Source organism: Acinetobacter sp. NIPH 2100 (genome assembly GCF_000369805.1).
Lineage (GTDB): Bacteria > Pseudomonadota > Gammaproteobacteria > Pseudomonadales > Moraxellaceae > Acinetobacter.
The window spans coordinates 2,530,525-2,553,241 of sequence record NZ_KB850224.1 but is presented as its reverse complement, the minus strand read 5'-3'; the positions used below and the strand labels follow the sequence as shown (position 1 = coordinate 2,553,241).

The following is a 22,717-nucleotide window of genomic DNA, read 5'->3' as shown; positions in this document are numbered from 1 at the left end:
TGATATAAGATGAATATAATCAATACATTAAAAAATATCCGCACTAACATAATCGTTTTAGTGATTCTGTTTATTACTTTCTTGGGGATTCAGCAGTCAAGTTTTGCTGCGGTTCCGACACGTCAAATCATCAGTAATATGGCCATTGGTGAATATACAGAAGAGGGGTCAACTGTTGTCCAAGTCAGCCGTTCCAACTTAGTCCAAACGACTGTTCTTCCTGTTTATTCTGTTAATTTAACTGCAAACAACAGCAAAAATGTTGTTGCTGGCCAAACCGTATATTTCAACCATGTTTTGACCAATACGGGTAATGAGGCAGATCAATACACATTTGCAGTGACAAATAATACGGGGGATAGCTATGACTTTAGTAATCTATCCGTATATTTAGATAAAGATAATGATGGGGTGCCTGATGGTGCTGTAATTACGTCTTACTCTTTAAGTGCGGGTGAGTCTGTTGGTTTGATTGTGGCGGCAAATGTGCCGAGTGGAGCGACGGTTAGTCAGAATGGATTGTTAACATTCACTGTAAATTCTTCGAACAATGCTACTGGGATTAAGATCAATACAGATACAGCAACCGTTACGAACCAGTCTGCTTTGGTGGTCCGTAAAAAGTTTTCTCAAACTACTGTAGCAAATGGTGATGTCGTTACCGTTCGTTTGGATTATCAAAATTTGGGTAATACGGCTACAGGTTCTGTAACGTTAACAGATGCACTTGATTCCAGTTTGGTATATCAACTAAATAGTGGTGAAAACTGGAATGGCACAACGGTCAATCCAAGCACGGGTAGTAATGATCCAGCAGGGATTAATTACAGTGTGACATCGAATACTGTAACTGCGATCATCAGTTCAATTGCAGCAAATGCGACGGGTTATATTGAGTTTAAAGTCAAAGTAAATAAAACAACTGCTGGTGCAGTCAACAATACCGTTAATTTTCAATATGATCACGATAATAATGCAGCAACAGCAACTATTTCTGATCTAAGTAATGTCGCTGTACTCAATATCGCTCCAATTTATGCCGTCAAAATTAATGGTAGTGTGAGTGATGTAAATAACAGTACTACAGTTGTGGCTACTCCCTCAGCGCAGGGTGGGCAACTCACTTTTAATAACTATGTTTGGAATACAGGTAATAGTAATGATCGATTTAACTTAATCTTGACAGCAAGTACCTTCCCGACAGGGAGTCAAATTGAATTTTATCGTGCAGATGGGGTAACACCATTATTAGATAGTAATGGCGATGGTATCCCTGATACGGGATTATTATCAGCAGGTACTAATTTACCGATTATTGTTAAAGTGCGTTTACCGAGTAGTTATGCTGTAACTGCTGATACCGCATTCGAAGTTTCACCTCAGGCACAGTCTTTAGGTGATATGACTAAAACAAGTTTGATCAAGGATCAGGGTAATTTACTTGCCACAACCGTAGCGCGTTTAGTTGATTTAACCAATAGTCCAGAAAACAACGGATTAGGGAATGGGAATGTTGATAATGCAGGCAATCCATGGAAAACCATCCCTGTGTCAACAAGTGTCAATCCTGTCGCGGGCGGGCAAGCTATATTTCCATTAAAAGTGAGTCATACGGGTATTGGGGCCGAATATTTGCTGAGTGCGAATGCAAGCAGTGATTTTACCAACTTAACTCTACCAAATGGCGTAAATCGTGTTCGTTTCTATGTTTCTGGAAATGGCTTAAATTGTAGTGTTTTAGGCAGTGAGACAGGTAAAACGATCTATCTCAATAATGCTGAAAGTCAGTTAATTTGTGCCGTTGTTGAAGTGGATCAGTTAAATAGTAGTTCAACTACACTGATCTATTTCCGTGTGCTTTCTACAAGTTTTGTGAGTGGAAATAATAGTAGTAATCCAAGCCAAGATATTATTAAAAATGCGATTACGATTCAGAGTGTCAATTCTGTAGCTCAAGTAGAATTTACACCAAATTCACGTGGACAAATTTCACCGCTAGGTACCGTTATTTATAGTCATCTTTTAACCAATAATACCGACGTTGACTACACGGGTAACTATAGTTTTCTTAGCAATAATGACCAGATTGAGTTTAATAGTACGCTTTTCTATGACGTAAATGGAAATGGCGTTTTTGATGCTGGGGATTTGGTGATGAGAAGCTTAGCTGATTTACCAGGGGGGAAGTTGGCGGCGCATACTCAAGTGAAGTTATTGCTTCAAGTTAAAAATCTAGTAGCGAATAATCTTGCCCAAGCGAATAACACCACGATTAATTTAACGAATAACAGTAATGGTCAGGTATTAGCATCTATTACGGATGTAACGACCGTACGTCAAACGCAGCTGAAGCTCAGTAAATTACAAGCACGTGATTTTGACTGTAATGGCACAGCTGATGAGTCTTTTACAACAAATAGTTTAAATATTGGTAAACAAACAAATGGCCAAGGTCAGTGTGTGTTGTACAAGGTGATTTTAACAAATACCAGTGCAACAAGTTTGAGTACCACATTTACTTTTAGAGATATGACACCTGCTTATACGGTTTTATCTCACTCACCTATTTGTACGGCATGTAGTGGTATGACAGCTCCAACAGTAGGTAATGCTGGAGCGGTTTCAGGAACATTAAATAGTGTAGCTGCAAATCAAAGTTACGAATTTAATTTTGGGGTGCGCTATGTTGGTCAGTAAACAAAAAATGAAAAAAAATATTTCTAAGAGTCGTTTGGTAAGCCAGATAGTTGGGCATATAAATACATGGATAGTGCTCATTATAAGCTATTTGCTGTGCAGTCAAGTCGTCTTTGCTGCACCGCCAACCATTGAGATTTTTTCAGGCTCGGGGTCTGGACAAGGTCCAACAGCATCTTCAGGTACACACACATTCTTGCTCAACAGAAATAACCCATCAGATAATACGGGTGAGACATATGCACCGACTACAACGGTAAGTTATTCAATTACTAATTCAGTATTTAATACAGCTGTTTATTCTGGTCAAGGTGCGGCAGCTAACAAGGCTGAGTTAACATTTGGTGGTGATGGAGATGCTTCTAGCGTTACTGGCATTAATATTTTGAGATCATTAAATGCAATTGGTGGTGCTCAGGATCAAATGTTTGCAGCGAGTTTGCAAAATGCACCAACTGGTTGTGTAAATGGTTCTGCGTGTTCAAGTACTAATGGTGGAATTAGCTCATCAAGTAATTATGGCGTATCAATGTTTTTGATGACTAAAGGACTCAATAATACAAATGCGTCTACAAGTAATAGAGTAAAAATGGGGACAGTGCAGATCACTTTTAATAGACCTGTTACAAATCCAATTTTACAAGCCGCTGGTATGGGAGCAACAACTGGAACAGGCTTGGGTTTCGGCGGAGAGTTTACATTAACGGGAAGTAACCTTTCTACTTTACCAGTACTTAGTCGCATTGCTGGGAGTAAAGAGTTCTCAGTTAGTGGCAATAATATTACAAATAATGCCTCTACGATTACATCTACGAGTGGAAGTGGTGGAGCTAGCGGTAGTGTCTATATTAAAGGTAAGGGAATTACCTCATTAACTTTTGATGTGTATGTTCGTGGCGATGGTAAAGGGTCATGGGCAAATAATGCAGCTGATGCCTTTTTCTTCGGTATATCCAGTATGGATGCTGATAGCGATATTTCCATTGTGAAAAGCCAACGTGTCGGGACTTCTGGAGCTTTTGTACAAACTCAATTAAATAATGTTCCTGTAAACTCGATTATGCAATATCAGCTGTTGATTAGTAATACGAAACCAGCAACTGCAACGGTGGGTGGCTCAGCCTATTTAGCTCCTTTCTCTGATGTGATTCCTTCTAATTTAAAGGCAGTCAGTATTGTTGGAACTGCAAGCACGACAGGTACTGGTACGACATGTTCACCAACATTGTCTGGTAATGATACGAGTGGTTATACCTTAACAGGAACTTTTAGTGGTGCAAGCTCAGCCACATGTACCATTGTGATTCAAGCAACGGCTAAAGTAGCAGGGACAATTACCAATACAGCAACGATTGAAGCAACTTCAACCGATTCAGCGACTACAAATGATAGCAGCTCTGTAAATGCGATTATTGTCGATCCAACACCAGTAACGGCTGATACAGCTATTTTGGAAGCTCGCTTCAGTGTTACACCTAATTTACCCACCATTGTTCGGGGACGAGTTGGTTCTCAGCTTATTGATATTAAAAATGAAGGACCTAACAATGCAACCAATGCAATTGCTACTTATGTTGCTGCGCCACAAACTGGTGTAACAGTCACAGGTGTCAATGTGGTTGGTGGAGCTGCGTGTACTCAAAGTGGGAATAACTGGACCTGTCCTTTAGGAAGTGTTGCAAATGGAGCTACGAAACAATTATCTGTGAGCTACAGTACAGCAGCAGCTTCATCATTAGGCACTGCGCAGCAAGCTACCGTTAAGGTTTCCAGTGATGAGTTCAACCCTGGCAGTGGTGTTGGTGAAACACTCTATAAAGTTTGGGGAACAAATCAACAGAATGAATATCGTAGAAATGGTGCATTCTGGGTCGGTTATGAGGGTGCCGGTGGTACGGCTAAGGTGGGTGCTTACGCTGATGAGAGTTCATCAATTGTGAGTGCATGGCCTGCTAACCAAGCCAGCCCAACGGGTGGATATTTAATTTCTGGTAATAATGGGACGAGTGATTCAACGTATGGAGCATCAAGTACAAATGCCTCTGCAATGATTCAAAGAATTATTACCAATATGAGTTCAGATGCAAATGCAACGGTACAGCTCAATTTAATCGATACCCCAGATATTGGAGATAACCGTCGAGCATGGGAATTTACCACAGGAGTCTACATTGCCAACTCACAAGCGATAACGTTGTGTATGGGCAATACCAGTATTGGTATAGATGATAGTGGCTATATCATGGTGGATGGTGTTGTTGTCAACAGCTCAAATAACTATTTGAGTGGGGGCGTTTCAGCATCAACATCTTCTGCTTTAACACCAGGTTATCACCGAATAACGTACCGTATTACCAACCGAAATACTTATGCTGGTGCGAGCGAACGAGCTGCAGGTGGGTATGGAGCGATTGGACTGTCACTGAGCGGAAGTTGTACGACGGCAAACTATGATACGGCAACCAGTACTGGTATTCCTGTAAGTATTAATATTATAGATGGTGCAAGAATTAAGATTGCTAAAAATTCAGTAAATGGCACAGGTACATTTAACTATATTAATCTTTCCAATCTCGTAAACAGTACAACTACAGTTACAACAGATGCTGTAACTACGGTTACAGCAGGAACAACAGCAATTTCTGCACAACAGTTATGGGCTCAAACCCTAAATACGGATGTGTCGATCACTGAAAGTGCTTTAGCTGGGTATGTTTTGTCAGGCGTAAGCTGTACAGATGCGAACAGTGCTACAACAGGTAATACAGGCACTTTTTGGACGCTTGTCAATAATATTGTGACGATCCCTGCTGCACGTATTAAAGAAGGCGCCAACATCACTTGTACGTTTACAAATACCAAGCTTATTTATGTAGATATTACCGGGCGGGTATTTGTTGATAATAGTGGTACAACACTGGATGCAAGTAAGGCATATAACGCTATTCAGGATGCTGGTGAAGTTGGAATTGCCAATAGCACGATTCGTTTGAATAACTGCAGTACAACACAACTGGCATCAACTGTAACAAGTGCCAATGGTGATTATGCTTTCTCGATTGAGCAAAGCCTATTGCCATCATCTTTCTGTATTGTTCAGCAGAATTTGCCTGAATATATTTCTGTGAGTGGTAGCAATGGATACACTCGTGCAACAGATACGATTACGCTAACAAAGACCAGCGCAACTAGTTATTCGGCAAATAACTTTGGAGACGTGATTGTTAATGTTGTGTTGAATGAGGATGGGCAACATACAGCGATTGCGGGGGATGTGACTGATTATCCTCACCGTTTAACCACGCAAATTCCTGTGCAACTGACTCAACTTTTGCAGACCCAAACCCAGCAGCCAAACTCTAGTGCTGATCAGCCATGGCAAGCATTAATTTATCGGGACACTAATTGTAATGGTCAGGTAGATATGGGAGAGGGTGTATTTAATCCAACCGTAGCAAGTTCTGTTTTATTACAACCAAGTGTTGATATCTGTTTAGTGCAGCGAGTCCATGTGCCAAGCAATGTTGCTGCTGGAGCTCAACATATTGGAACTCTGCAAGCGGGTTATCAATTTACGCTAACAAATCCAGCGCAGACCATTTCGGGGCAAACTGTCAAACGTCAGGATATGACACTTATTGGCAGTGCTGGTTTGACGTTGACAAAAAAAGTCCGTGCTGTAGCTAGCTGTCCATCTACTTCGGCGGACCAAAATGTCTTTGTTACAAATAATCTGGCAAATAAACAAGATAATTTAGAGTATGAAATCACATATAAGAACAATAGTGTGAAGAAATTACAGAATGTCAAAATCAAGGATAGTTTACCAACTGGTACTAATTTTGGCAGTGTCAGTTGTGTCATTACACCGAGTGGAAATAGCTGTAATTCAAGCCGTTCTGGCGACAATCTTGAATGGACGCTAACAGGACTTTTAAATCCATCTGCTTCAGGAACTTTAAGATTTTGTGTGGCGCAGTAGTCAGTCGTTAGGCAAATGTGTCGAAAATAATATTGGTTCAGCATACTTAAATTAAAAAGTTGGTACAGAAGTTGCTAATGCTTGAACTGGTAGATATTTTTTTTACAAAAATGTGATTTTTTTCAACAAAAGTACACAGAAATGATGTATTTTTGTAACCGTTGTTAGTTTCTTTGAAAAGCGCCCTAAGCAAAGTTCAAAGAACTCTGGAAATTAGTTTAGGAGCCAAAGAGATGTACTTAACAAGTAAATGGAAAAAATACTTACTAGGGACGGCAACTTTATTTTTAGCTGTGAATGTTTTTGCTGAAACCAAAGCAGTTAAAGATCCTGTTTCAGTGGAGCTGAAGACTTACCTGATCAGTGTTAATGCTGAAGGTAAATCAAATGCGAAGTTGGTGACTAAGGTAAAGCCAAACGATGTGATCGAGTATCGTGCAACGTATACAAATAATACATCGGGAAAAATTAAAAACTTGGCTGCTACGCTGCCAATACCAGTAGAAACGCTATTTTTGGCTAAGTCTGAGCCAGAAAATGCGCAAGCAAGTACAGACGGTACAAATTTTGCCCCGATGCCTTTAAAACGCAAAGAGGGTAATCAAATGGTGAACGTTCCACTGAAAGATTATCGTGCATTACGTTGGACGATTGCAGAACTTCCTGCTGGAAAATCTGTAACGGTTTCAGCCCAAACGCGTATTAACAGTGACAAAACCAAAAATTAAACAAACTGACATTGAATATCAACAGGGGTAAGTTCCGAATGTCAAATCAAACTCAACGTTTAAAACTAACGCAATTGGCAGCTTCAGTTGCATTAGTTGCGGGTGGTGCAGCTTTTCTTCCAACTGCACATGCTGCGGCTCCTAGCGCAGGTACAAACATTAGTAACATTGCATCTGCAAGCTATACGGATAGCAATGGTTCTAATAAAACTGTGACATCAAACGTCGTTACTACGACTGTATTGCAAGTTGCTAGTTTTACTTTGATCTCAGATCAAACCAAAACGGCAAATGCGAATGGCCAAGTGTCTTTATCTCATACATTAACCAACACGGGTAATGGTAGCGATACATTTAACGTCGCTGTTGCGAATAACGATACACGTGATAACACCACAGATAACTACGATTTCAGCGGTCTGAAAGTCTATCTTGACGCGAATAAAGATGGTGTTCCAGACAGTCAAACTCCTGTTACCAGTATTACTCTAGCTGCAGGCGAATCTGTTAATTTAATCGTACAAGCAACAACAGCAAGCAACAACGTGACTGCTGGTGATCTTGGTAAGTTAACTGTTTCGGCAATTAGTGGTTTCGATACAAGCGTAACTGCTAAAAACGTTGATACCGTTAAAATCACCAATGGTGCTGTAATTAGCTTAGTAAAATCTGCAAGTGTTAGTAATGTAGATGCAACTTTATCAAACCCAACAGCACGTGAAGTTGAATATAGCTTAGTTTACCAAAACACAGGTAATACGACGGCAACTAACGTTACGATCACTGACGTACTTCCAGCAGGTTTAACTTATGTTGCTAATTCTGCAACAGTAAATGGTACTGCCGTTAATGATGGTACTGCTGATTCAGACGGCTATAGCTTTGCATCTGGAACAGCTACATTAGTTATTCCGACCGTTGTTGCGAACAGCAGTGGTGTGTTGAAATTTAAAGTTCGAGTCAATCAAAATACTCCAGCTGGTACAATTACAAACATCGCTGAAGTAGATCCAGATGGTCCAGGTACAGAAGGTAAAACACCATCTAACCCGAACGATGTAACCGTATTAGGTGTTAAAAAAGGTACGATTAACGATAGTACGACCGATGCCTTTGCTGATGGACAAGCGTCTACCGCTCCAGCTGATGATGTAATTACCAAGTCAACAACTCAAGGTACGCCAGTTACCTTTGGTGTTACAGCGGGTGGCGGTGAGCCAATCGTCGTACATAACACAGGTAATGTGACAGAAGCCTTTAACATTACAGTGAATAAAAACTCTTTACCAGCTGGTAGCATCGTTGAATTATTCAAAGCGGATGGTGTAACACCATTAACCGATACCAATGGTGATGGCGTTGTAGACACTGGCCCAGTTGCAAGTGGTGCTGCATACCAAGTTGTTGCTAAGGTGACTCTGCCTTCTGGTTATTCTTCAACGACACCAATTAGCACGATCTTAACATCAACACCTGTTACGAATTCTACGGGTACGGATACCATCACTTTAGTGATTGATAAAGTTGTTGCGTCTACAGTTGACTTACACAATGGTGATGCAACAAACAGTACGGGTACCGTTGCTGGTGCAACTGGTAAAGATACTGGTCAATATATCGATACTAAATCAACCAAGCCTGGTCAAGCGGCTAGTTTCCCATTAACTGTTGATAATAAAGGTGCAACTGGAGATAACTATAATTTATCTACATCTCCTGTATTACCAACGGGTTGGACAGTTCAGTATTACTTAGCTGATGGTGCTGGTAATCCAACAGGTGCTCCAATTACCAACACAGGTAATATCCCAAGTGGTGGCAGTGTTCAACTGGTTGCAGTTGTAACTCCTCCTGCAAATGCGCCAGCTGGTGATCAAGAAGTTATCTTCAAAATTGTGTCTCCTGCTACAGGCTTAACAGATGTCATGTCTGATCGCGTAACTGTAGAAACTAATCGTGTGCTTAGCTTGCAAAATGACCGTACTGGTCAAGTTGCACCAGGTGGTACGGTTGTTTACAAGCATACCTTAACCAACAACGGTAACATCGTTGAAGGAGCTACAGCAGGTAGCTTGCCATTCACATTGACCAATGATCAAGCTGCAAATGGTTGGGTAACTAGCTTGTTTGTTGATTTGAACAATGATGGTGTGGCTGATGCCAATGAATTGGTTACAGGTAATGATCTTGCAGCGGTATCTGGCAGTATTGCTCGTGGTGCATCTGTAAACTTACTCATCAAAGTTCAAGCGCCAACAAATGCAACTGCGGGCACACCAAGTGCAGTCGTATTAACGATTAAACCAACAGTTGTTGGTGGTCAGTCTGTTGCTGACTTAGTGAACACAGACTTAACGACTGTTACAAGTGGTCAAGTACGTTTAGTGAAAGAGCAATCTTTAGCGAACTGTTCAACGGGTGCAGCGACAGGTGCTTATACTCAAAATACCGTTTCTGCGAAGCCAGGCGAGTGTGTGAAGTATAAGATCACTGCGACTAACGAAGGTAATGCAGACGTAACCAATGTTGTGATTAGCGATGCTACACCTGCTTATACAACCTTGAAAGTGGTTGCAAGTGCCTCTCCAGTTGCAACAAATGCGACTTTAAGTACTTCAACTGCAGCTTTAACTGATGGTTCAACAGGAACTATTGCAGCTGAGAAAACACCTCTTGTGCCAAACACAAGTGCAGTGTTGGAGTTTGTAATCAAAGTAAATAATTAATATTCATTCAAAAATTTAGATTATTAGGAATGAATAATTAAATGTGAGGACATTTGTGCTTTGCAGGTGTCCTCATACCATAATTTTTTAATTTTGTTTATTTAGACTATTTAGTTGAAGGGTAGAGCGCTGTGCTACAACAGAAGCAAATTCGAGCATGTCAAAACATGTCTTTCATGTTATCAACGCTGACAATATCTATATTTTCTGCGCAGTATAGTCATGCCGCGAATATTCCTGAAGTTGGTAGTACAATTCAAAACGTTGCTTATGCAACTTTTATCGCTGCAAATGGTAAAGAACAACAATCAGTTTCAAATACTGTAGAAGTCAACGTTTCAGCATTATATGCCATTACTCTAACTACACCACCTGTGCTTGATACTGAGCCTAATGTAAGAGTGATATGGGCAAATACCTTATCGAATAATAGTAATGCACCGGTTAATGTTCAGCTAGAGACATTAACAATTAATGAATTAAACAATATAAAAATTTACATAGACACAAATAAAGATGGTCAGTTTGATACAACTGATCAGCAAGTCATTCAATCTGTACCTCTGCAAGTAGGTCAGAGTGTTAATTTATGGGTTGTTGCAACCACAAATTCGAATTTAAGCGAAGGTCAGCAATTTAACTTGCCGATTAAAGCAACTGTTGTTGAAGATACCAACGCAACAGCAACTGCGATCGATAGCGCGATTAGCTATGGTGCTAAATTAGTTGCAACCAAAGAAGTTCAGCAAAAAACCTTTGAGCCTTCTGCAACTGCAAATTATGATTTAAATTATACATTAAATATCAGTAATCAAGGCAAAAAACCAGCTCGACCTATTGATGTGCTGGTGGATGGTCAAACACAGAAGATGGTGCTGTTGGTTGATGATTTACCACCGAATACCACATTCAAATCTGCTTTAGCAAAAAATGTCCAAGCTAAAATTTTATACAAGCTTTCAAATAATAGTTATAGCACGATCGCCCCAAGTGACGTTACACAGATCAACCAACTTGTTGTTGGTTTCCCACAAATTGCGGCGAATACATCTGAGCAAGTTGATCTTGTCGTCAGTATGAATCGTAATATTGCAAAAACCACTGTAAAAAATACTTATAAAGTTTCGTATGCGGTTACGGATAGCCAAAAAGATATTTTATCAAATGTAGCAACTACATTGGTGAGTGGTTCTGCCGATATTACCAACAACTCAAGTGATTTTAAGAGCATTTTAGCTACAGGTAGCGTGAATAAACCGCTGAATATCGAGGCTAAAAATGCAAGTTGTAATGCTGATCGTTACACGGCTGATCGTGTAAAAATTAGAATTAAATCAACAAAGACAGGTGATGTAGAAGAAGTTATTGGTATTGAAACGGGTGTGAATACGGGTGTATTTCATTATACATTACCAACAACGTTATCAGACAAAGGTATTTCATTTGATGCGGTTTTACAAACGCTCAAACGCGATAAAGTTGATATTAGTTTAACGGATTGTTTGGATGCACAAGGTCAATCTACAGCAACAATCACGGACATTAATACAAATGTCTTGATGGATCCGTATGGGACTGTTTTTGATGCTAAAACTGGCTTACCTGTGGCTGGCGCTACAGTGACTTTATTAGATCAAAATGGTCAGCCAATTGGCAGTAATGTTGCATTTACAATTGATGCTCAAACGGGTGCGATGACCTCTATACCAGCGACACAAGTGACCAATAGTGCTGGTGAGTTTATTTATCCACTTGTGAAAGCGGGTACATATAGTTTTGTTGTAGATACAAAGACAATTTCGGGTAATACACGTTATACGTTCGTTAGTGATCGTTCTGTATACCCTAGCTTTCCAGCAGATAAAGCAATTGATTTAAAATGGTCATACGCGGGGCAGTTTACATTAAACAATGGTGATCCAGCACTTAATATTGATATTCCAATTGACCCAGAAGTCGCAAACACCAGTTCATCTTTATTTGTTAAAAAAGCTGCTTCTAATAAGACTGCTGAGATTGGTGAATTTGAAGAATATACAGTCACTGTTGCAAACCGCGGGACTGCAGATTCAGCGAATGTTTCAATCACCGATACACTTCCTCGCGGCTTTATTTATGTACAAGGTTCAATGCGGGTTGATGGTACTAAAGTTGAAGATCCGTTAGGTGGCAAAGGCCCTTATTTAAAGCTTGGCTTAGGCACGCTCACACCAAATAAAGAAGTCAAAGTCCAATATCGTGTTTATATAGGACCTAATGCATTGAATGGCGATGGTATTAACCGTGTTCGCGCCAAAGATGCAAAAGGCATTGAGTCTAATGAAGCATCGGCAAAAGTAGAAGTAACCCCCGGTGCGATGATTTCCGATGGGTTTATTGTTGGTAAAGTCTTCACCGATTGTAATCGAAATGGTATCCAAGATGCAGGGGAAATAGGTGTTCCAGGGGTACGTATTTATTTGGAAGACGGAAGTTATGTTATTACCGATAGTGAAGGTAAATATGACTTCTATGGAATTAGTGCCAAAACACATGTTTTAAAAGTAGATCGTACAAGTTTACCTACTGGTTCTGAATTGGTCTTAATTAGTAATCGCCAAGCAGGTGATCCGAATAGCCGTTTTGTTGATTTAAAACGTGGTGAATTGCATCGTGCTGATTTTGCGATTGCTGAAGGTGAAGGTCAATGTTCAGAGTCTTTAATTGAACGTGTGCTAGAGCGTAAAAAACGCATTGAGCAAGACAATACCAATTTAGAGCAAGTATTACGTTCAGATTTAACAGCTGATCCAATTTTTTCCAAAGTTACAGATGTTCGAGGACAGCCTTCGAGTGGTTGTATTTCTGCCGTTGGTGTTCAGGCGAACTGTAATCTTGATTTTTCTAAAGAACAAATCAAAGAAATTAAGCAAATACAGTTTGAGCCTGAAAAAACTGGTGCACAACCTTCTGTGGCTTTACCAAGTTCTTCAACCTTGGTATTGCCAAATGAAACTCCAGTAGATTCAGCTAGCGCTGTAAAAATGATTAATCTTGAAACAGCTTTAGAAACAGCTGTGAATAATCAATTAGAAATTTTGAATCTCAAAGACGGGCAGATATTGCCTTATCCTCAAACATCTATTCAGGTTAAAGGTGCGGCAGGTACTCAGCTTGAACTTTGGGTAAATGGAACACGTGTTCCTGAAAAGCGTATTGGTAAACGTGCTGTATTACCGAATATGCAGGTTTCAGGTTTAGACTTTATTGGTGTTGACCTAAATGCTGGTCATAACACGATTGAAGTACGTCAAGTGGACATGATGGGGAACACTCGTGACATTAAACGTATTGATGTGATCGCCCCAGACCAATTAGATAAACTGCAACTTGAGCCAAGTAAAACGATTCCGCAAGCGAATGGCCGTGACCATTTTAATGTGAATTTAAAAATCGTTGACCGACATGGCACATTGGTATCAAGCCGTACACCTATTACCTTAGACAGTTCAATTGGTAAAATTGATTTAGTTGACTTAGATCCAAAACAACCAGGTATTCAAGTATTTGTTGAAGGTGGTAGTTTACTTGTTCCAATTCAAGCACCGATTGAAGCAGGTGAAGGCACTCTATCTGTTGAAAGTGGTATTTTCCACTCAAGCACACCAATTCGTTTCTTACCTGATTTAAGACCAATCATTGCTGTTGGTATGGTTGAAGGTTCGCTTAATTTTAAAAAGTTTGATCCTAAAGAACTAAGTGGTGTCAATTCAAACGACGGTTTTGAAGAAGAATTAAATGAAATTTCAGCTTCAAAAGATGGTAAGCGTAATTTAACTGGTCGAGCAGCATTATTTTTGAAAGGTAAGGTCAAAGGGGAATATCTTCTTACACTTGCATATGATTCTGACAAAGATAAAAAGCAAAGATTATTCCGTGATATTCGTCCTGATGAATATTACCCAGTCTATGGTGATTCTGCTGCCAAAGGCTTTGATGCCCAGTCAACCAGCAAATTATATATTCGTGTAGATAAAGGCCGTTCATATGCCATGTACGGTGATTACGTAACTCGGACTGAAAATGATGAAGGCCTATCTTTAGGTCAATATAACCGTTCATTAACAGGTGTTCGTAGTACTGTCGAAATTGATAAATATAAAGTTACAGCCTTTGCTGCACAGACAAATACCCAACAAGTTGTGAATGAACAACGTGCTATGGGAATTTCAGGTCCATATAGTTTAGGTGGTGTGAATGCCCAAGATGTACGTGATAATAGTGAAAAAGTAGAAGTCATTACGCGTGACCGTAACAATTCAGGTTTAATTATTGCACGCACAACTTTGACACGTTTTACTGATTATGAGGTTGATACTTTCAGTAATAGTATTTATCTCAAAGATCCAGTTCCAAGTGTTGATGCTGATTTAAATCCAGTATTTTTACGCATCACCGTTGAATCTGATCAAGGTGGTGAAGAATATACGGTTGGTGGTGTATCTGGTTCTGTAAAAGTCACAGACAAAGTGAAAGTGGGGGCTTCTTACGTTAAGAGCAATAATCCACTGACTCAAGATCAGTTGGCGAGTGTGAATACGGTTGTTAAATTTGCCAATGATAAAGGTAAGTTTGTTGCTGAATTTGCTCGATCAGAAAATATTAATGATGGCTTGAACTCTAATGTAGCACCTGATGCGACCGGTAAATTATCAGGTGATGCTGCACGAGTTGAATTAAACTACGCTTATAAAGACTTGGAAATGAAGGTTTATCATAACCAAGCAGATACTGGTTTTTATAATACTGCTGCACCGATTACGGCTGGTCGTAAAGAGAGTGGAATTAAAGGACGCGTACAACTCAATAAAGTTGGTTTGGCGAAGCTAGAAGCGATTCGTACCGAAGATCAGTTGAGTGGTGTAAATCAAGGTGTTTCAGCCAGTATTGAGCGTGCAATAAATCGCATTTTAGCTGTAGAGCTCGGTCTAAAATATTATGATGAATCATCAAACCCAGCAACGCTGAATACCACACAAACTGCGCCATACCATGGTGTGACCGTTCGATCTAAGTTAACCAGTCAACTTCCTTGGCAAGGTTCGAATGTTTTCGCTGAATATGAACAAGACATTTCTGAAGCCGATCGCCGTGTTTTTGCATTGGGGGCAAATTATCAAATTAATTCAAAACTTCGTGCTTATGGCCGCCATGAATTAGTTTCTAGTCTTAGTGGTCTTTATGATCTGAATAGTAATCAGCGCCGCAATGTAACCGTATTTGGTCTGGATAGTAAGTATAACAATAACGGTACCGCCTTTAGTGAATATCGTATTCGCGATGGTATTAGTGCGCGAGAGGCTGAGGCAGCAATCGGTTTACGTAATCGTTGGGAACTTGAAAAAGGTTTCTATGCAAATACGAGTTTTGAACAAACCAAATCGTTATCAAGTACGAATAATTTAAGTTCTGATAGCACAGCGGCATCTTTAGGGGTTGAATATTTAAAGAATCCAAACTGGAAAGCAGTTGCGCGTATTGAAGCACGTTGGTCAGATCAGTCGGATACGATTTTGAATAATTTAGGCGCTGCTTATAAATATTCAGATGATGTGACATTATTAGCAAAAAATGTAGTGAGCCTTACAGATAGCAAGAATGACAGTAGCGGTGACCGTTTAATAGATCGCTTCCAGTTAGGATTAGCTTATCGAGATACGGAGCACAATCGTTTTGATGCTTTGGCCAAAGTCGAATATCGTTATGACGATAATAAAACAGATTTAAGTAATCCTTATCTTAAACATGTTTATATTTTCTCTAATCATTTAAATTACCATCCAACACGTGATCTTACGCTGTCTGGTCAATATGCTGTGAAAAATGTGGAAACGACATTCTCTGGTTTAGAGTCTACTGGGATGACACATATGTTCAGTGCAAGAGCAATGTATGACATCAGTGAAAGATGGGATGCTGGTGTACATACTGGCGTATTATGGTCTGATATGAGTTCAGGGCGTAGAGTTCTGGTTGGTGCTGAGCTTGGATATCTCGTTGCAGCAAACTTATGGTTGTCTGGTGGCTATAATTTCTCAGGTTATAAGGATGATGATCTGGTAGATAGTGACACCACAATTCAAGGTGCTTATGTTCGTTTTAGATTCAAATTTGATGAGAATCTGTTCGCGAGTAATACAGGGCCAAAATAAGCCCAACGTGATATTGAATTTGATTGCCGCCGCTTCCATAGAATTTAAAAAATCCCTTGTTTTTACAAGGGATTTTTTATTTACGCTATTCATCAGACAAAGAATAGTTATTGCAACTTATCCTGCGTGTTGGTTTCAAAGTCACTGGCATCATGTCGTTCATGCAGTTGGCTAGCTAAGTCGCCAAAAGTACGATTCACCATACGCCCACGCTGTACCGCAGGACGCGCCTGAATGGCATCGGCCCAACGTTGAACATGTTTATACTGATCTACACTTAAGAATTCATCCGCATTATAAACCCAGCCTTTTACAACGCTGCCATACCATGGGAAAGCAGCAATATCAGCAATGCTATATTCATGACCCGCCAAGTATTCGTGCTTTGCTAAATGCTGGTCTAATACATCCAATAAGCGTTTGGTTTCAAGGGCAAAGCGGTTAATCGCATATTCAATTTTTACTGGTGCATAGGCATAAAAATGCCCTAAACCACCCCCAATATAAGGTGCGCTGCCCATTTGCCAAAATAACCAGTTCAAACATTCGGTACGTGCCGCAAGCTCAGTGGGAATAAAGGCTTTAAATTTTTCAGCTAAGTAAAGCAAGATTGAACCTGACTCAAACACTCTGAGTGGTGGATTTTGACTGTGATCCACCAAGGCGGGAATTTTTGAGTTTGGGTTAATTTCAACAAAGCCACTACCAAATTGTTGGCCTTCACCGATTTTAATTAACCAAGCATCATACTCAGCATCGGTATGTCCTAATGTGAGCAACTCCTCAAGCAGAATCGTCACTTTTTGTCCATTAGGTGTGGCAAGTGAATATAACTGGAGTGGATGTTGTCCAACAGGTAATTTCTGCTCATAGCGACTCCCTGAGGTTGGCTGATTTAAATCTGTTTTTTCTCCAGTCCATTGCCAGACTTTGGGTGGAATGTAGTTTGAATCATTCATTATGACTTGCCATTTTATCAATTGATTCATCCAGTTTAGGCGAGCTCATCTAGGATTGGGTAGCTTTTTTGTGGCAAAGCTTTATCAGTTTTTCTGCGAATTTTAGTTGAATATTTCATTCATCAATTTTTGACTTAATCAATTGAAAATGTTCACGAATCACATTAAGCCAAGCCTGTACCGCGGGAGAGACAGGCAGATTCTTTTTCCATGCCATAGCGAGATGCCACTGAATGTTTGGCTTTTCGAGGGGAATGGCTGCAAATAATTCAGGATCGAGCATGTCGGTATAATACTGTGGTAATAGGGCAATCCCCATCCGTTGTAGCACCATATCTGCCAGCAAATTCCATTGACTGGTACGGCAGGCAATGCTTGGATAGAAACCATGCTGCTGACACGCATCCAGAATAATGCGATTGAGCGAGAAATTTTCGGGAAACATTAAAAAGGATTGGTTTTGTAATTCTTCTAGATATATTTTTTTGCGGGTTGCCCAAGTCGCATCTCGGCGTAATAGCACCATCAACGGATAATCACACAATTCGATGCTATTAAAGATTTGCTGATCGAAAGGATGTAACAACACCCCCACATCCAGTTCATTATTTAGTAAAGCCTGTTCAATTCCTTTGGAACCGACTTCTAGAAAAGAAAGTTCGATCTCAGGCCATTGTTGATGGTAATCAAACAGGGCAGTGGTGAGCAGTTGAGAACCTAAAGGTGGAACGCCTAATTTTAAAGTGCCTGTTTTTAATTGCTGATAGTTTTCGATCTCCAGAAAAATATTTTGTTCTGCCTGCAAAAGCTCAAGCGCATGCTGATAGATACGCTGGCCAATTTCCGTGAGTTCAACCTGTCTCTTGCGGCCATGTTCTGGCTTTACCAACAACTGTACTTGAAGTTGTTGTTCAAGCTGCTGCAAGATTTTACTAATGGTCGGTTGCGTCAGATAGAGCTGTTCCGCAGTACGGGTAAAGCTTTGGGTTTTGACCAAAGTGACAAAGCATTGTAGCGATTTGAATGAAAGCATAATGGGTAAAATATTATTCCATTTTTGAATAATTTTAACATGAATAATTCATATTATGCCAATAGCACTGGGTTAGCATAATAATGTAGTTCACCATTTTATTTCGTTGTCATGAGCACTGATTCCGTTTCTGAAACTTCTTCCACAAACAGCTTTTTCATATTGGTCAAACAGATTTTAATTCTGGCGGCTTTTTGGGGTGTCGGTTATGTCTTGCATCAATATTTAGGTGTCCCAATCTCCGCAGGGATTTTAGGCATGTTGTTATTGCTGATCTGTCTATTTCTCAAGGTGATTAAAATGGATCAGGTGGCAATCGGCGCTACGGTCGTTCTCGGCGAATTATTGCTGTTTTTTGTGCCTGTGGTTGTCGCCGTGGTTCAGTACAAAACGCTGTTTATGACTGAAGGCTGGCAAATTGTACTGAGTATTGTGCTGGGGACGATCTTGGTGATGTTGAGCACCTGTCTGACCATTCATTATTACAACCGTCTCAAAAGCTATTTGCAAACACGTAAACCTTTCCAGCATAAGCATATCTAAAGGCATTTCACATGAATATCTGGTCAATCCTGTGTCTGATCTGGACTTTGGTCGCCTATGTGGTTGCAAAACGTCTCTATCAGAAACATCCTAAATTATGGCTTTCACCCGCGATTAGCGTGCCAGTGCTCACGATTATATTAATGACGATTTTTGGCATTTCCTATCAGACCTACGCCCAAGATACGAAATGGATCGTCAACTTACTTGGACCTGCAACGGTTGCCTTTGCTGTGCCTATTTATCGTTATCGCGCTACCATCCGTAAAAATCTCGGTGTTCTATCCATCGCGATTGTTGTGGGTATGAGTGTCGGGGTGATGTCGGCTTATGAGATGGCACAGCTTTTTCATTTTAGTCCAGAAGTCACCAACAGTTTGATGGCTCGTTCTATTTCAACACCTTTTGCGATGATTCTAGCCGAAGATATTCATGGTTCAGCAGCATTGGTGTCGCTATTTACCGTGATTACGGGTTTGGTTGGGATGATTTGTGGAGATGCAATTTTAGCATTCACCAAAATCCGTTCCGCTGTGGCAAATGGTGCTGCATTTGGTAATGCCGCTCACGGCTTTGGTACCGCAAGAGCCCAACAACGGAATAATGAAGAAGGCGTGATTGCCAGCTTAACCATGGTGATTGCAGGTATCTTGATGGTGCTGGTTGGGCCATTTGCCATTCATTTGTGGTTATTACTCTAAGCCTTGTATTTATGTTGCATAAGCAAATATTGAGCGAGTCAAAGCTGCGTGCTGTTCAAAGCGAGTGGCTTTTAGATCCGCTGTTATTCACTGTCTTTAAAAGTTTCATTTAAGGCTTGTTGCACTGCATCGACTCTGGATTTACAGGCTTTGTAAGCGGCCATTGACTCTTCGACGATTTTCATCAAATTATCAATATCAGGTTGTTCTTGTGCTTCGAGCAGTTCAGCATTCTTTTTTAATAATGCATAACCATCTTTAAAACTTAATTCTTTCTTAGTCATGATCAATCACCTCGGTGAGCTTGGCATGGATATAACCATCTTGCATTTCAATCGATAGGGATGAACTTGCTTGATGGATCGAGCGAATCGCTTTATTTTCACTGCGGACAATGCCATAACCTTTAGCGAGTACATTTCTCGGGTTTTGCAACAAGGTTTCCCGCATTAATGCTTCGATTTGAGTCGAAGCTGTTTTTAGTTGTTGCTTGGCAAAATATTGCAGCGTTGATCTGGCAACTTGAAGTTGCAAATAGCTGGTACTGATTTGATTTTCAGACTGCGACTTGATTCGACTGATGAATTGATCATTCTGACTTTGATAAGCCGTAATCTGATGTTGAGAAAGCAATTTAATGGTTTGAAAATGTTCCATCACTTCTACAGAACGTTCCGAAATCAGATTGCGAATACCTGCAATCACCTTACTTGGCGTATCGAAGGAACGATGGGCAATTTCATCTAAAATAGTCCGATCTTTTTCATGTCCAATTCCTACCCAAATCGGTACTTTACGCTTACACAGCAGGGCAGCAAGATCATAGTCATTTAAATACGCCAAATCGTTAACAGCACCGCCACCTCGAATGATCACGATCAGGTCGGGCGGAATAGTATAGTCTGCTGCCCATTGACGTAGCCCAGTGCCTAGCGATTCCATAATGCTGTGCGCAGCGGTATTTCCCTGGAAAGTCGCGTTGTGGTAGACAAAATGACAGACACCTGCTTGATGTAATGCATCGGCATCTTTCTTAAAGTCACCTAATCCAGCCGCATTTTCAGGCGCAATCACCAACACATGCTCAATATCAAAAGGTGTGGGCAGGGCTTTGTTCAGTGGAAGCAAACCCTCACTGCTGAGTCGTGCAAGGATCTGCTGATAGCGTTTAGCAATATCACCGAGGGTAAAACTAGAATCGATATCTTCAATATTGACAGAGAAGCCATATTGAGGATCGAAGCGGGCCTTAATTTTAATCAGTACATTTAAGTCTTTGGACAGTTCAATTCCACTTTCACGTTCAAATTTGAACACGATTTTTGCGGCAGAGAATTTCCAGATCGTGGCTTTACAGCTCGCAATAACTTTGTCTGTGTCTTGTTCTTTTTCAGCCAGTTCAAGGTAGTAATGCCCACCTTTGATACTCAGATTCCGAATCTCGGCTTTCACCCAAACAGGTTCGTCAAAGCTCAGGCGAATAATTTCCTGTACCGTTGCTAGATAATCGCTGAGAGAGAGTTGCGGTTCAGACATTGGATCAGACGATGAATAGGATAGGGCTATAGTAGCAAATGGATTAACCTGATAACAAATAAGGCCTATATTATTTTTATTTATTTTTGTTGAGCGATAACGCATCTACAGTTTATTTTTACAGATTGCTGTAGATGCGTGTTGTAGGCAGATATTAGAGAGATTTATTCCATTTCAAAAATTTAAATAATCCGAACATAAACATGATCCAGACCGGAATTAAAATCACGGATTCCCTAAAGCCTTGCGTCCACATGATGTATAAAATCATCACGATAAACGCCAAAACCAGATAATTACTAAATGGTGAAAATAAGGCAGGGAATTTGACTGTTTTACCTTGTTGTTGAACGGCACGTTTAAATTTTAAATGGGTAAAGCTAATAATCGCCCAGTTTAAAACCAAAGCTGCAACTGCCATATACATCAAATGACTTAAGGCTTGTTCTGGCACAAAATAATTCAGTAACACACAGCCAAAAATTAAAATCGAAGAAAAGATCACCGCAGGCATGGGTACGCCTTGCTGACTAACTTTTGCAAAAACTTTTGGGGCATTGCCTTGTACTGCCAACCCATAGAGCATACGGCTATTGGCATACATACCGCTGTTATACACAGACAGTGCCGCCGTCAAAATAATAAAATTGAGTAAATGTGCTGCCCAATCAATCCCGAGTTGACTAAAAATCATCACAAATGGGCTTTTATCCAGACCGCCCAAATCCAGTTGATTCCATGGAATCAGTGACATGATGATGGCAAGCGAAGCCACGTAGAAAATCAGAATCCGAAAGATCACCTGATTGATAGCTTGCGGAATGCTTTTCTCCGGATTTTCAGCTTCAGCAGCAGTCATACCGATTAATTCAATTCCACCAAAAGCAAACATTAAAAAGGCCAGCATATAAAACAGACCAGAGAAACCATGCGGAAAAAATCCGCCGTGTTGCCAAAGGTTTGCGAAGCTAGCCGTTGATTCTGTACCTGCTGTGAGCAAAAGAAACAAACCAAATAAAATCATTGAAATGACAGCAACGACTTTAATGATGGCCAACCAGAATTCTGATTCACCATAAAACTTCACATTGCCTAGATTTAAGCAGGTCACAACAATGAAGAAAAATAAAGTCGAGATCCATGCAGGTATATGTGGCCACCAATAATGGATATATTTGGCAATGGCTGTCAGCTCAGTCATTGCCACCAAAATATAAACCACCCAATAATTCCAGCCCGATAAAAAGCCAGCAAATCTTCCCCAATATTTTTGTGAAAAATAACTAAAAGAGCCTGCAACAGGTTCTTCTACAATCATTTCACCCATTTGTCGCATGATCAGAAATGCGATCAGACCAACGATGGCATAGCCCAAAATAATCGAAGGGCCAGCAGACTGGATCACTTGAGCAGAACCTAGAAATAGTCCAGTACCCACTGCACCACCCATGGCGATCAAGTGGATATGTCGATTTTTAAGCCCACGTTTTAATTGGGGAGAGGAATTACTCAAAATAAGATGCGCTGAACAAAAAAGAAGTGATTGTAATGGATTGTGAAGGGGGCGACTAGTTTGAAACTAACATTAAAATTGCATTTGTATGCATTCTAAAAATTAAAA

At 40.3% G+C, this 22,717-nt stretch carries 12 protein-coding genes; 7 read left to right on the top strand and 5 right to left on the bottom strand.

Annotated features, from left to right (window positions below; genetic code table 11):
• Positions 1-9: 9 nt before the first annotated feature.
• The 5 genes from F887_RS06125 to F887_RS06145 all read left to right on the top strand — a co-directional run bounded on the left by F887_RS06125 (position 10) and on the right by F887_RS06145 (position 16,324).
• Entirely contained in the window at positions 10-2,697 is a 2,688-nt protein-coding gene (locus F887_RS06125; protein WP_005295442.1) for a DUF11 domain-containing protein, read from the top strand.
• The gene (locus tag F887_RS06130) at positions 2,684-6,679 is read left to right on the top strand and encodes a prealbumin-like fold domain-containing protein (RefSeq protein WP_005295439.1); all 3,996 of its coding nucleotides are present in this window, start codon (positions 2,684-2,686) and stop codon (positions 6,677-6,679) included. Before F887_RS06125 ends, F887_RS06130 begins: the two co-directional genes overlap by 14 nt.
• Positions 6,680-6,912: 233 nt before the next feature.
• Positions 6,913-7,407, top strand: coding sequence for a hypothetical protein (locus tag F887_RS06135; RefSeq protein WP_005295437.1), 495 nt, complete (start codon positions 6,913-6,915; stop codon positions 7,405-7,407).
• 38 nt (positions 7,408-7,445) lie between these two features.
• Positions 7,446-10,133, top strand: a complete 2,688-nt coding sequence (locus F887_RS06140) for a beta strand repeat-containing protein (RefSeq protein WP_005295435.1) — start codon at positions 7,446-7,448, stop codon at positions 10,131-10,133.
• A gap of 131 nt (positions 10,134-10,264) precedes the next feature.
• A complete protein-coding gene (locus tag F887_RS06145; RefSeq protein ID WP_005295434.1) occupies positions 10,265-16,324 on the top strand; it encodes an SdrD B-like domain-containing protein in 6,060 nt (2,019 codons plus the stop codon).
• A 107-nt stretch (positions 16,325-16,431) separates the two neighbouring features.
• Here F887_RS06145 and yghU read toward each other — a convergent pair whose 3' ends face one another.
• A complete protein-coding gene (yghU, locus tag F887_RS06150) occupies positions 16,432-17,283 on the bottom strand; it encodes a glutathione-dependent disulfide-bond oxidoreductase (protein ID WP_005295432.1) in 852 nt (283 codons plus the stop codon).
• 115 nt (positions 17,284-17,398) lie between these two features.
• Positions 17,399-18,316: a LysR family transcriptional regulator gene (locus F887_RS06155; protein ID WP_005295429.1), complete on the bottom strand. Its 918-nt coding sequence runs from the start codon at positions 18,314-18,316 to the stop codon at positions 17,399-17,401.
• 111 nt (positions 18,317-18,427) lie between these two features.
• Here F887_RS06155 and F887_RS06160 point away from each other — a divergent pair, with 111 nt between their 5' ends.
• Both F887_RS06160 and F887_RS06165 read left to right on the top strand, forming a co-directional pair.
• A complete protein-coding gene (locus F887_RS06160) occupies positions 18,428-18,859 on the top strand; it encodes a CidA/LrgA family protein (RefSeq protein WP_005295427.1) in 432 nt (143 codons plus the stop codon).
• Between the two features lie 11 nt (positions 18,860-18,870).
• Complete coding sequence (locus F887_RS06165; RefSeq protein ID WP_005295425.1) at positions 18,871-19,560, top strand: LrgB family protein; 690 nt, start codon at positions 18,871-18,873, stop codon at positions 19,558-19,560.
• Between the two features lie 83 nt (positions 19,561-19,643).
• Here F887_RS06165 and xseB read toward each other — a convergent pair whose 3' ends face one another.
• The 3 genes from xseB to F887_RS06180 form a co-directional block, all read right to left on the bottom strand.
• The gene (gene xseB / locus F887_RS06170; protein WP_005295423.1) at positions 19,644-19,844 is read right to left on the bottom strand and encodes an exodeoxyribonuclease VII small subunit; all 201 of its coding nucleotides are present in this window, start codon (positions 19,842-19,844) and stop codon (positions 19,644-19,646) included.
• The gene (gene xseA / locus F887_RS06175; protein ID WP_005295421.1) at positions 19,837-21,096 is read right to left on the bottom strand and encodes an exodeoxyribonuclease VII large subunit; all 1,260 of its coding nucleotides are present in this window, start codon (positions 21,094-21,096) and stop codon (positions 19,837-19,839) included. Before xseA ends, xseB begins: the two co-directional genes overlap by 8 nt.
• A gap of 154 nt (positions 21,097-21,250) precedes the next feature.
• Positions 21,251-22,609, bottom strand: a complete 1,359-nt coding sequence (locus F887_RS06180) for an amino acid permease (protein ID WP_081401644.1) — start codon at positions 22,607-22,609, stop codon at positions 21,251-21,253.
• Positions 22,610-22,717 lie beyond the last annotated feature (108 nt).

Coding starts and splice junctions, on each gene's coding strand:
- F887_RS06125 (WP_005295442.1), top strand. CDS start 10: ATGAATATAATCAATACATTAAAAAATATCCGCACTAACATAATCGTT.
- F887_RS06130 (WP_005295439.1), top strand. CDS start 2,684: ATGTTGGTCAGTAAACAAAAAATGAAAAAAAATATTTCTAAGAGTCGT.
- F887_RS06135 (WP_005295437.1), top strand. CDS start 6,913: ATGTACTTAACAAGTAAATGGAAAAAATACTTACTAGGGACGGCAACT.
- F887_RS06140 (WP_005295435.1), top strand. CDS start 7,446: ATGTCAAATCAAACTCAACGTTTAAAACTAACGCAATTGGCAGCTTCA.
- yghU (WP_005295432.1), bottom strand. CDS start 17,283: ATGAATGATTCAAACTACATTCCACCCAAAGTCTGGCAATGGACTGGA.
- F887_RS06155 (WP_005295429.1), bottom strand. CDS start 18,316: ATGCTTTCATTCAAATCGCTACAATGCTTTGTCACTTTGGTCAAAACC.
- F887_RS06160 (WP_005295427.1), top strand. CDS start 18,428: ATGAGCACTGATTCCGTTTCTGAAACTTCTTCCACAAACAGCTTTTTC.
- F887_RS06165 (WP_005295425.1), top strand. CDS start 18,871: ATGAATATCTGGTCAATCCTGTGTCTGATCTGGACTTTGGTCGCCTAT.
- xseB (WP_005295423.1), bottom strand. CDS start 19,844: ATGACTAAGAAAGAATTAAGTTTTAAAGATGGTTATGCATTATTAAAA.
- xseA (WP_005295421.1), bottom strand. CDS start 21,096: ATGTCTGAACCGCAACTCTCTCTCAGCGATTATCTAGCAACGGTACAG.